At 67.9% G+C, this 11009-nt stretch carries 10 protein-coding genes; 5 read left to right on the top strand and 5 right to left on the bottom strand.

Annotation, left to right across the window (positions count from 1 at the left end):
- Positions 1-474 precede the first annotated feature (474 nt).
- The 4 genes from yjfF to H5T77_RS24715 form a co-directional block, all read right to left on the bottom strand.
- On the bottom strand, positions 475-1479 hold the full coding sequence (gene yjfF, locus H5T77_RS24730) for a galactofuranose ABC transporter, permease protein YjfF (protein WP_292653266.1): 1005 nt from the start codon (positions 1477-1479) through the stop codon (positions 475-477).
- The gene (locus H5T77_RS24725) at positions 1476-2543 is read right to left on the bottom strand and encodes an ABC transporter permease (protein WP_292653265.1); all 1068 of its coding nucleotides are present in this window, start codon (positions 2541-2543) and stop codon (positions 1476-1478) included. The genes yjfF and H5T77_RS24725 overlap by 4 nt, the downstream gene beginning before the upstream one ends.
- Positions 2536-4116, bottom strand: a complete 1581-nt coding sequence (locus H5T77_RS24720) for a sugar ABC transporter ATP-binding protein (RefSeq protein WP_292653264.1) — start codon at positions 4114-4116, stop codon at positions 2536-2538. Before H5T77_RS24720 ends, H5T77_RS24725 begins: the two co-directional genes overlap by 8 nt.
- A 156-nt stretch (positions 4117-4272) precedes the next feature.
- A complete protein-coding gene (locus H5T77_RS24715; RefSeq protein WP_292653263.1) occupies positions 4273-5253 on the bottom strand; it encodes an ABC transporter substrate-binding protein in 981 nt (326 codons plus the stop codon).
- A gap of 153 nt (positions 5254-5406) precedes the next feature.
- On the opposite strand from H5T77_RS24715, the gene H5T77_RS24710 reads away from it, so the two are divergent.
- From H5T77_RS24710 to H5T77_RS24700, 3 genes are all read left to right on the top strand, one after another.
- The gene (locus H5T77_RS24710) at positions 5407-6510 is read left to right on the top strand and encodes a DNA glycosylase AlkZ-like family protein (protein WP_292653262.1); all 1104 of its coding nucleotides are present in this window, start codon (positions 5407-5409) and stop codon (positions 6508-6510) included.
- Positions 6511-6631: 121 nt separating this feature from the next.
- Positions 6632-7075, top strand: coding sequence for a VOC family protein (locus tag H5T77_RS24705; protein ID WP_292653261.1), 444 nt, complete (start codon positions 6632-6634; stop codon positions 7073-7075).
- A gap of 103 nt (positions 7076-7178) precedes the next feature.
- Entirely contained in the window at positions 7179-7844 is a 666-nt protein-coding gene (locus H5T77_RS24700; RefSeq protein WP_292653260.1) for a GOLPH3/VPS74 family protein, read from the top strand.
- Between the two features lie 71 nt (positions 7845-7915).
- Here H5T77_RS24700 and H5T77_RS24695 read toward each other — a convergent pair whose 3' ends face one another.
- Positions 7916-9037, bottom strand: a complete 1122-nt coding sequence (locus H5T77_RS24695; RefSeq protein WP_292653259.1) for an epoxide hydrolase family protein — start codon at positions 9035-9037, stop codon at positions 7916-7918.
- A 113-nt stretch (positions 9038-9150) separates the two neighbouring features.
- Between H5T77_RS24695 and H5T77_RS24690 the strand changes: the two genes are divergently transcribed.
- Together H5T77_RS24690 and H5T77_RS24685 are read left to right on the top strand one after the other, a co-directional pair.
- Positions 9151-10116, top strand: coding sequence for a helix-turn-helix transcriptional regulator (locus H5T77_RS24690; protein WP_292653258.1), 966 nt, complete (start codon positions 9151-9153; stop codon positions 10114-10116).
- 49 nt (positions 10117-10165) lie between these two features.
- Positions 10166-10876 carry a GOLPH3/VPS74 family protein gene (locus tag H5T77_RS24685; RefSeq protein ID WP_292653257.1) on the top strand — a complete coding sequence of 237 codons (711 nt, stop codon included), beginning with the start codon at positions 10166-10168 and terminating at the stop codon, positions 10874-10876.
- The last annotated feature ends 133 nt before the right edge of the window (positions 10877-11009 follow it).

Below are 11009 nucleotides of genomic sequence, written 5' to 3'. Positions count from 1 at the left end.
GAAGCAGGCCCTGGGCCAACTCGCGATCGCCTACCCCGACCGCATCAACCCCTACCTGTAAGGCAAATCAACCAACAAGGGACCGATCGTTTACACAGAAATCTTGACAAGCTCAACGAAAATTCGTTCGCCCCGCGACATGACAGGGGCAGTGGTGCGCGACGGTGAAAGAAAAATTTCTTTCACCAGCCAACCAACCCCTCCAACCGGACGCGACGGGCCCACCAGGCCCAAGCCCCTGCCCAACCCAAACCCCCGCGCCAAACCCCTGCCGCCGACCCGATAGCCAGCCAAAAATTCTCGGCGGAGCCCGGTGTCAAGGATCGCCGCAGGCGACCGGCGACAGCCGGCGGCCGAAGGCCGTCCTTTACTCCGGGCGCCGCCGAGAACACCCTCCGAGAAAGGGTCGGCGGCAAACCCCAACCACAAAACACACCGACCTGACAGCGTCAGGAAACGAACCAGACCAGAGCCCTAGCGACGCCGCGTCAAAACCCTCTGCGCAACAACGAACACCAACACCAACACCCCGATAGAGATCCGAGTCCACCAAGACGACAGCGTCCCGTCGAACGAGATGAAGGTCTGGATCGTCCCGAGCACGAGCACACCGAGCAGCGACCCGATCACGAGCCCCCGACCACCGGTGAGCAGCGTGCCGCCGATGACCACGGCAGCGATCGCGTCCAGCTCCATCCCGACGGCGTGGAGCGAGTAGCCCGAGAGGGTGTAGAGCGCGAAGAGCAACCCGCCGAGCGCCGCGCACAGACCGCTGATCGCGTAGACCCCGACCTTGGTCGCAGCCACCGGCAGCCCCATCAGCAGCGCCGACGGCTCACTGCCACCTAGCGCGTAGACGGTGCGCCCGAAACGTGTCGAGGAGAGGACGTACGCGGCAGCTGCGACGACCAGGAGCGCGAAGACCGCCGTCCAGCCGAGGTAGTAGCCACCTGGCAGGGTGATCGAGCCGTACGCGATGGCCGAGAAGGTCTCGTTCTTGATCGGGATCGACTCGACACTGATCAGGTAGCAGAGTCCGCGAGCCAGGAACATGCCTGCCAGGGTCGCGATGAATGGCTGGATGTCGAAGTAGTGGATCAGCAGTCCCATCGCCGCGCCGAGCAGCGTGCCGCACAGGAGCACGACGCCGATGACGGCGGCCACCGGCCAGCCGAGCTCCAGCGTCCTGGCCGCGATGAGCGTCGAGAGCGCGACGTTGGAGCCGACCGAGAGGTCGATCCCACCGGTGAGGATCACGAACGTCATCCCCACCGCGAGCACGATCAGGAAGCCGTTGTCGAGCAGCAGCGTGAGGAAGACCTGCGGGTCGGCGAATCCCTCGTAGCGGATCCCACCGACGCCGAACATGCCGATGAACAGGGCGAACGTGCCGAGCACGGGCAGGTAGCGCCGCGGCGGGCTGAATCGGGCGACCCGGGCGAGCAGCCCGTCGTCGGTCGTGGCGACCTGGGCGCTCATACGACCGCCTCCTCGCGGCTAGTCGGGATGGGTTCGCGGCGTCGTTGCAGCACCGCCCGCGCCTTCGGCGACTGAAGCAGGCACACGATCACCACCACGAGCGCCTTGAACAGATAGTTGGCCTCGGCCGGGATCCCGATGTTGGGGATGGTCCGGGTGAGGGTGGCGATCAGCATCGCCCCGACCAGCGTGCCGGTCAGCGAGAACCGGCCACCGGCAAGTGAGGTGCCTCCGATGACGACGGCCAGGATCGCGTCGAGCTCGATCCACAGCCCGAGGCTGTTGGCGTTCACCGAGTGGGTGTTGGCGGCGATGATCAGACCGGCTGCCCCGGCGCACAGAGCCGCGAAGACATAGACCGTCCAGATGATCGTGCGGGAGCGTACGCCGGCCAGCCGGCTCGCCTCCGGGTTGATCCCGACGGACTCGATGAGCAGACCCAGCGCGGTGCGGCGTACGACGATCTGGGTGGCCGCGAAGACACCGAGCGCGATCAGCGCCGCCACCGGCAGCGTGAGCAGATGGCCTGAGGCCAGCGCGGCGAAGGCGTCGTTGTTGACCGTGGTGATCTGGCCGCCGGTCACCAGCATCGCGATCCCGCGGCCGGCGACCATCAGCACCAGCGTGGCGATGATCGGCTGGATCCCGACCACCGCGACCAGGAACCCGTTCCACAGGCCCAGTGCGACGCAGACCGCGAGCGCCATCGAGATCGCCACGACGGCCGTGCCGACGGCCCCGTCGGCGGGGCTCTTGACGATGTAGACGCAGGCGACCGCGCCCGCGATCGCCGCCACGGCTCCCACCGAGAGGTCGATCCCGCGGGTCGCGATGACCAGGGTCATCCCGATCCCCACCAGCAGCACCGGGGCGCCGTTGCGCACGATGTCGACCAGGCTGCCGTAGAGGTGACCGTCCTGGATGCGTACGTTGAAGAACGTCGGCGTCGCGATCAGGTTGATCGCCAGCAGCGTGCCGAGCGCCGCGAGCGGCCAGAAGAGACGGTGGCTCACCGCGCGGGCGCCGACCTCCTTGACCGCCATTGTCCTGGTGGGCTCAGGCATCGGCCCGCTCCTTTCCGATCAGGCTTCCGGGCTCGCCGGTGATGATCTCGAGTACGTCGTTGACGTCGATGTCCCGGTTTGGCCGCTCGGCGATCTTGCGGCGGTCCTTGAGCACCACCAGCCGGTGGCTCAGCCGCAGCACCTCCTCGAGCTCGGCGGAGATGAACACGACGCTCATCCCCTTCCCGGCGAGATCGGCGACGAGCTGCTGGATCTGGGTCTTGGCACCGATGTCGATGCCGCGGGTCGGCTCGTCGAGAAGGAGCACATCGGGCTCGGTGATCAACCAACGCGCCAGCAGGACCTTCTGCTGGTTGCCACCGGACAGGCTTCGGATCGGCAGGCTCGGATCGGCGGGCCGGATGTCGAGAGCGGTCATGTACTCGGCGACCAGCTTGTCCCTGGTGGCCGTCGGGATCGGCCGCAGCCAGCCGCGACTGGCCTGGAGGCCGAGCATCATGTTGTCGGCCACGGAGAGCTCCTCGAAGACTCCTTCAGCCTTGCGGTCCTCGCTGCAGAAGGCCAGGTTGCGGTCGATCGCGTGCCGGGGGCTGCGCAGCCGACGCCCGCTGGAGCCTTTCACCGTCAGGTCACCGGTGTCCGGTGCATCGGCCCCGAAGAGCAGCCGGGCGAGCTCGGTGCGCCCAGAGCCGAGCAGCCCGGCGATGCCGACGACCTCACCGGCGTACAGGGTCAGGTCGGTGGCCTCCAGGCTCCCCTTCCGACCCAGGCCGACGGCGCTCAGCACCGGGAGACGGCGCTCGGCGGCCTCCTCGGCGGTCTCGTGCGCGGCCCGGTCGATTCGCTCGAGGGCCTGGAGGTCGCGGCCGATCATCAGCTGGACCAGCTCCAGCTGGGTGGTCTCCTCGGTCAGCCGTTCGCCCACCACGCGGCCGTTGCGCAGGATCGTCAACCGGTCGGAGATCTCGAAGATCTGGTCGAGGAAGTGGGAGACGAAGACGATCGCGGTGCCCTGGTCGCGCAGCCTGCGCATCACCTCGAAGAGCCGGGCCACCTCATCGGCGTCGAGGCTGGAGGTCGGCTCGTCCAGGATCAGCACTCGGGCGTCGGTGTCGACGGCCCGCGCGATCGCGACGAGCTGCTGGACGGCGATCGGATGGCTGCCGAGCTCTGAGCCGGGGTCGACGTCGATGCCGAGGTTCTGCAGCGAGGCCGCCGCGCGACGGTTCATCTCGCGGCGGTCGATCGGGCCGAGCCGCGAGAAGCGGCGCGGCTCTCGGCCGAGGAGCATGTTCTCGGCCACGGTGAGGTTGGGCACCAGGTTGACCTCCTGGTAGACCGTGCTGATCCCCGCCTGCTGCGCCGCGGCCGGGGTGGCGAACTGGTTCTCGACGCCGTCGATCCGCACGCGTCCGGCGTCGAACGTGTAGACCCCGGTCAGCGCCTTGATCAGCGTCGACTTCCCGGCCCCGTTCTCCCCCATGAGCGCGTGCACCTCCCCGGGTAAGAGGCGGAGCGAGACGCCGTCGAGCGCCCGGACCGCCCCGAACGTGATCGAGACGTCGAGCATCTCCACCACGGGCAGGGGCTGCTTCACATCTGCCTGGCTCATGTCGTACTGGCTCCTGCGGGGTCGGGTGGCGCCGAGGGCGCGGGGTGGGCGGAGGGGCGGCGGACCGTTCACCGAGTGACCTCGGCGAGCGCGCGCTTCCTTCGGGGAGTTCCACGAAGGAGGCGACGCCTCGCCGAGGTCACTCGGTCGACGGGCTCAGTACTTTCGGTCGGGCAGCGCCTCGGCGGCCTGCTCCGGCGTGAAGGTGGTCTCCTCGGTGACGATGCGGTCGGGGACCTCCTCGCCGGCGACGACCTTCTCGGCGACGTCCATCAGCTGCTCACCCAGCAGCGGGCTGCACTCGACGATGAAGTTGATCTCTCCCGCGGCCAGCGCGGTCATCCCGTCCTTGACCGCATCTACGGTGATGATCTTGATGTCGGTGCCAGGCTTCTTTCCGGCCGCCTTGATCGCCTCGATCGCGCCCAGGCCCATGTCGTCGTTGTGGGCGTAGACGACGTCGATCTTCGGGGTGGACTGCAAGAAGGCCTCCATGACCTGCTTGCCGCCGTCACGGGTGAAGTCACCGGTCTGGGAGGCGGTGACCTTGATCTTGGACTCCGCGGAGATGACGTCCTCGAACCCCTTCTTGCGGTCGAGCGCCGGGGCCGATCCGGTGGTGCCCTGGAGCTCTACGACGTTGACCGTGCCGTCCTTGTCGACGTCGGAGGCCTCGGCGTTGTCGACCAGCCACTGCCCGGCCTTCTCGCCCTCTTCGACGAAGTCGGAGCCGATGAAGGTGACGTAGAGCGAGGTGTCCTCGGTGTCCACCGCCCGGTCGGTCAGTACGACGGGGATATTGGCGCGCTTGGCCTCTTGGAGCACCGCGTCCCAGCCCGTCTCGACCACGGGGCTGAAGGCGATCACGTCGACCTTCTGCTGGATGTAGGACCGGATCGACTTGATCTGGTTCTCCTGCTTCTGCTGCGCGTCGGAGAACTTGAGGTCGATCCCGGCCTCCTTGGCAGACTCCTGGATCGAGGTGGTGTTGGCGGTGCGCCAGCCGCTCTCGGCCCCGACCTGGGCGAAGCCCATGGTGATCGAGCCGTCGTCGGCACCTTCTTCGCTGCTACCGCACGCGCTGAGCGACATCCCGCCCAGGGCGAGCGCACACAGACCGATGAGGGTCTTCTTCACTGTCGTCCTCCAGTGTTTTACTGCGGCGGCCCAGTGTGACCGTCGTCACGATGCGACTTAGTGTGAGCGTTAACATCGACCGGGTCAAGCGGAATCGGAAGATCGGTTCGAATCGGCAGCAGGTCGTCCGGAACTCCCCATAATGTGTCGACCATGACGCTCACCCTGGCCCCGGAGCAGGCTCGCCGGATCGCCGTTCGCGCCCAGCTCCTCGACGCGCGGCGGCCGGTGTCGCTGGTGGAGACCGTCGACCAGCTGACCCTCCTGCAGATCGATCCGACCAAGGCGATCGCACCGAGCGCGGATCTGGTGGCGTGGTCCAGGTTGTGCGATGCGTACGATCATTCGGATCTCACCTTCGCCCTGGAGCAGGAGCGTTCGCTGGTCGAGTTCTCCAGCTTCATCGTCCCGATGGACGAGATCGAGACCGTCCTCGCCCTCTCCCCCGGCCGGATCCACCCGACCGCCATCGAGTGGGTCGAGGCCAACAAGAGCTTCCGTACGCAGATCCTGGATCGCCTGCGAGCCGACGGCCCGCTCGTGGCCGGCGAGATCGAGGACACCGCCGAGGTGCGCTGGGCCTCGACCGGCTGGACCAACGACAGATCCGTCCTGCGGATGATCGAGCTGCTCAACCGGATGGGCGAGGTCGCCGTCGCGGGCCGGCGCGGCAAGCTGCGCACCTGGGACCTGGCCGAGCGGGTCTACCCCGCCGACCTGCGCCCTATGTCGGTAGAGCCCTCGCCCGGGGAGGCGCTGAGGGTCGAGACGGTGCGCCGGCTGGCCTCGCTCGGGATCGCCCGGCCGGGGCGGAAGGAGTCGACCGGCGGGGAGATGCTCGGTGCCGGGGACGTCGGCGTCCCGTGCACCGTGGCCGGCGTCGACGGCGAGTGGCGAGTCGACCCAGAGGCGCTGGCCGCGCTCGAGGACGGGTTCGCGCCGCGTACGGCCCTGCTCTCCCCCTTCGACCGACTGGTCTACGACCGCGATCGGGCGCTGGACCTGTTCGGGTTCGAGTACGTCCTGGAGATGTACAAGCCGGCCGCCAAACGACGCTGGGGTTACTTCGCCCTCCCGATCCTGCACGGCGAGCGGCTGGTCGGGAAGCTCGATGCGAAGGTGGACCGCAAGAAGGAGCGGCTGAACGTCTTCGCCGTCCACGAGGACATCGGCTGGACCGCCGAGATCGGAGACGCGGTGCGGGCCGAGATCGAGGCATTGGCCGGCTGGCTGGGCGTCGAGGTCGTCCACCCGTGACAACCCGCTGAAGCGAATACGCACATCTGGGCAAACCGACGCAAGTTCCCCTTCTCAGCACTCTCCGACGGGCCTACTGTGAGCGAACGGGGTCGGAAATCGATCAAAGGAGACGATCCGAATGGCAACGCTCAACCCGTACATCAGCTTCAAGTCCGAGGCCGCCGAGGCTCTCGAGTTCTACCGGTCGGTGCTCGGCGGCACCGTCGAGACGATGACCCTCGAGTCGATGGGTGACGCCATGGGTCCCGTGCCTCCGGAGGCGAAGGACCTGATCATGCACGGCTCGCTCACCCTCGACGACGGTCTGGTTCTGATGGCCGCCGACACACCTCCAGGAATGGACCACGTCGCCCCGACGTCGGGAGTGACCGTCGCGATGACCAGCGCCGACCCCGACGACCAGCCGCGCTTCGCCGACTACTTCGCCAAGCTGTCCGAGGGCGGCACACCTGCGATGCCGTTCGAGCAGGCTCCGTGGGGCGACTACTTCGGCCAGTTCGAGGACAAGTTCGGCGTGACCTGGATGTTCGACGTCGGCGGCCCGGAGTCAGCCTCTTCCTGACGACGGACCAGATCAAGGCGGTGTCCTGAGCCTGTCGAAGGTCCTTGGCAATTTCCTCCTTTCGTAGGAGGTGCCCGGAGCCGTATCGCCGTAGCGTCTAGGCATGCTCATCGCCGAAGATCTGTTGCTTCTCGTGCTCGACGACGAGAAGGGCACGCTCGCCTCGTCCTGGGTCCAGCAGGCGCTGGGCGGAGCGATCCTGACCGAGCTCGCGATGGCGGGCTCGGTCCAGGTGGTGCCGAAGTCGGGGTTCACCCCCGCCAAGGCCTTGGCCGTGCCTGGCCGACGGCCCGACGAGCCGATCCTGGCCGCAGCGTACGACTCCTTGGCAGCCAAGCCGCTGTCGGCGAAGAACGCGGTCACCAACCTCGGCAAGGGCCTGCACGAGGCACTCGCCGCACGGCTGTGCGACCGCAACATCCTCAAGCGTCGCGACGAGACGATCCTCGGCCTCTTCCCACGCACCACCTGGCCGGCCGCGGACTCGACCCACGAGAACGCCGTACGTGGTCAGCTGTATGCCGTCCTCGTCCAGGGCACCACACCGGACGCGCAGACCGGACCGCTCATCGCGCTCCTCTCCTCCATCGACTTCGCCCACAAGGTCATCGACACGAGGCCGATGGGCGCGGGAGCGGTCAAGAGGCGGGCGAAGGAGATCGCCCGCGGCGACTGGGCCGCCAAGGGCGTCAAGGACGCGATCGACGAGGTGGTCGCGGTCATGACCGCGACGATGGTCGCCACCACCGTGACCACGACATCCTCTTGAGGACACCCGCCGGCATGTGACGAAAGGGGTCGCAGTCACTTGGTGACTGCGACCCCCGCACGCGCGAGCCGTCAGACGAAGAAGGCCTTGAGGTCGGCGACGACGTCGCCCGGGCGCTCCAGGGCGGCGAAGTGGCCGCCCTCGGGGAACTCCGACCAGTGCTGGATGTTGGCGTTGTCCCGCTCCGCCAGCGACCTGATGGTCTGGAAGTCGTCCTTGAAGACGGCGACCCCGATCCGGCCCTGGGTGATCTCCGGCTCGCGCTCGGCGTGCGCTTCCTCGTAGTGGTAGCGCGCCGCCGAGGCGTAGGAGTTCGTGAGCCAGTAGTACGTCGCCTGCTCGATGACCTGCTCGGGGGTGACGAGCGAGGTGCCGTTACCGAACGACTCGAAGAGCTCGCTGTAGGCCAGGGTCCCGACGGGCGAGTCGGCCAGCGCCGCACCGACCGTCTGCGGACGAGAGCCGTTCATGGCGTTGTAGCCACCGACCGACTGGAACCACTGCATGTGCTCCAGCGCCGCGTACTCCTTCGGCCCGAAACCCTCGAACTCGCTCGGGTCGCCGGAGGGGAACGAGAAGAGCTGCAGGACGTGCGCCCCGAGGAAGCCCTCCGGGTTCAGCAGGGCCAGCTCGCGCCCGACCATCGCGCCGCCGTCGCTGCCGTGCACCCCGTAGGAGTCGTAGCCCAGCCGGCGCATGAGCACGTCGTACGCCTCGGCCACCCGCTTCATCGTCCAGCCGGTGTCCACGACCGGCGTCGAGAGGCCGAAGCCCGGCATCTCCGGGATCACCAGGTGGAACTCGTCCGTCAAGGACCCGACCATCGGCAGGAACTCCAGGAACGAGCCGGGATAGGTGTGGGCGAGCAGAAGTGCCTTGGCATCCGGGTTCGAGGAAGGTACATGGACGAAGTGGATGACCTGGCCGTCGATCTCGGTCAGGTGGTTGGGCACGGCGTTGATGCGCGCCTCGACCGCCCGCCAGTCGAAGCCCTTCCAGCGCTCGACCATGTCCGCGAGGTAGGCCGTCGGGGTGCCGTACTCCCAGGAGTCGCCGGGCACGCTGGGCGCGAACCGGGTGCGCTCCAGGCGGGTGCGGAGATCGTCGAGATCCGCCTGCGGGAACTCGACGGTGACCGTGCTGATCTCGTCGTTGGACTTGGCACTGAACTCGGTGTTGACCTGCGTGTTCATGACTTCTCCTTGGTGGTTTCCGACCTTGTGGGACACACGTTATGAAGGGTTCCGGCAAGCCTGATTCCGGAATTCCGCTGGCCCGTGAATCCTTTTTGCCGCACTCTGAGCCAGTGCTGGAAACCTCTGCCCGACTGCTCGCGCTCCTCGGCCTCCTGCAGTCCTCGGCCGGCTGGACCGGCAGCGACCTGGCCACCCGGCTCGACGTCTCCGAGCGCACCGTGCGCAACGACATGACCAAGCTGCGCGAGCTCGGCTATCCGGTCGAGTCGGTGCGCGGCCCGGGTGGGCGCTACCGGCTCGGAAGCGGCGGCAAGCTTCCGCCGCTGCTCCTCGACGACGAGGAGGCGCTCGCCGTGGCCGTCGGGTTGCGGGCCGCCACCGGCATCGCCGGCGTGGCCGAGACCAGTGCCCGCGCGCTGGCCAAGCTCGAGCAGGTGCTGCCCGACCATCTGCGTCGCAAGCTGGCCGCGGTCGTCGACGCCATGGAGGCCGGTCCGGTCAACACCGACAGCAACGTCACCGACCCGGACGTCAACGCCGGCACCCTGCAGGCGCTCGCGACCGCGATCCGAGACCACAGCGGCGTACGTGCCGACTACCGCGGCGAGCCGATCGAGGTCGAGCCCTACCGGCTCATCGCCTGGCAGCGCCGCTGGTATCTCGTCGCCCGCGACCCACGCGACGACACCTGGCAGCCGCTGCGCGTCGACTGGCTGCGCCTGAAGGTGCCCGGCGGCCGAGCGTTCCGGCCGAGCGAACCGCCGGCTTCTGATGGGCAGAGCGACCTCACCGAGTTCGTCGTACGCGAGGTCGCCCGCACCGGCTGGGCCGTCCACGCCCGCCTGATCATCGCCGCCTCCGCCGAGGAGGTCATCTCCCGCATCAACCCCGCCGTCGGCACCGTCGAGCCGATCGGCCCCGACCGCAGCGTCCTGGTCACCGGCGGCGACAGCCTCGAGGTCGTCGCCGTCTGGATCGGCATGCTCGGCCTCGACTTCACCGTCGAGTCGCCCCCAGAGCTCCGCGACCACCTCCGCGTCCTCGCGAACCGATACACCGCCGCCGTCTCCACATGATCCGTCGTTTTCGCTGTCGGCCCGGACTGCTGCCCACTACCCTCGCATCGTGCTGATCGCGGAGGACCTCGTACTGCTGACTCTGGAGGACATCACCGGACAGCCCGTCAGCGGGCTCGGTGACATGTCGAAGAGGAACATCCTGCTCGGCGGTGCGCTCCTGGCCGAGCTCGCACTCGCCGGGGTCATCGAGGTACGGAAACAGTCGTTCTGGCACACCTCGAAGGTGCATCAGGTGGCCACGGGAGCACCCGTGGACCCCCGCCTCCAGCAGGCCTTCTCGATCATCGGAGAGAGACCGATGACCCCTCGCGCGGTGGTCAGCCGGATCGGGTCTCAGAAGTTCGACCACCTCACGGGGGTGCTGGTCGGGCGCGGACTGCTCCGTCGGGAGCAGCGCCGGGTGTTCCTCACCACCAAGACGTTCTGGCCGGCGGTCGACCCGCGGTCCAAGATGCCCGTGCGCCAACAGGTCGCCTCCGTACTGCTCCACGACGGCCATCCCGACCACCGCACCGGCACGCTGATCGCCCTCCTCTCCGCCGTCGACCAGGCCCACAGGCTCTTCGTCTCTCCGTCGGTGCCACCACGCCACGTCAAACAACGCGCCAAGCAGATCGCCCGCGCGGACTGGGCTGCAGGGGCCGTACGCGACGCGATCGTCGCCACTCACCGAGGTGTCGAGTCCGGCTTCAGCGGCGGTGGCTTCAGCGACGGCGGCTTCGATGGCGGCGACGGCGGAGGCGGCGGTGGTGACTGAGGCTCGCCGACCGCTCCAGGAGAACCGTCCGCGCGTCGCTATGACAGAGGGTCCGAGTTTGTGAATCGTTCACAAACACGGACCCTCTGTCATAGCGAACCGGAATCGGTCCGCCCGAACCTCGCGAGGTAGA

It is taken from the genome of Nocardioides sp. (assembly GCF_014360585.1).
In the GTDB taxonomy this organism is placed as follows: Bacteria; Actinomycetota; Actinomycetes; order Propionibacteriales; family Nocardioidaceae; genus Nocardioides.
Note: the sequence above shows the minus strand (reverse complement) of the source record. Positions and strands in the feature narration are given on the sequence as shown.

What these genes read in the sequence shown, in the direction of transcription:
- yjfF (WP_292653266.1), bottom strand. Translation starts at nt 1,479, where the DNA reads ATGAGCGCCCAGGTCGCCACGACCGACGACGGGCTGCTCGCCCGGGTC.
- H5T77_RS24725 (WP_292653265.1), bottom strand. Translation starts at nt 2,543, where the DNA reads ATGCCTGAGCCCACCAGGACAATGGCGGTCAAGGAGGTCGGCGCCCGC.
- H5T77_RS24720 (WP_292653264.1), bottom strand. Translation starts at nt 4,116, where the DNA reads ATGAGCCAGGCAGATGTGAAGCAGCCCCTGCCCGTGGTGGAGATGCTC.
- H5T77_RS24710 (WP_292653262.1), top strand. Translation starts at nt 5,407, where the DNA reads ATGACGCTCACCCTGGCCCCGGAGCAGGCTCGCCGGATCGCCGTTCGC.
- H5T77_RS24705 (WP_292653261.1), top strand. Translation starts at nt 6,632, where the DNA reads ATGGCAACGCTCAACCCGTACATCAGCTTCAAGTCCGAGGCCGCCGAG.
- H5T77_RS24700 (WP_292653260.1), top strand. Translation starts at nt 7,179, where the DNA reads ATGCTCATCGCCGAAGATCTGTTGCTTCTCGTGCTCGACGACGAGAAG.
- H5T77_RS24695 (WP_292653259.1), bottom strand. Translation starts at nt 9,037, where the DNA reads ATGAACACGCAGGTCAACACCGAGTTCAGTGCCAAGTCCAACGACGAG.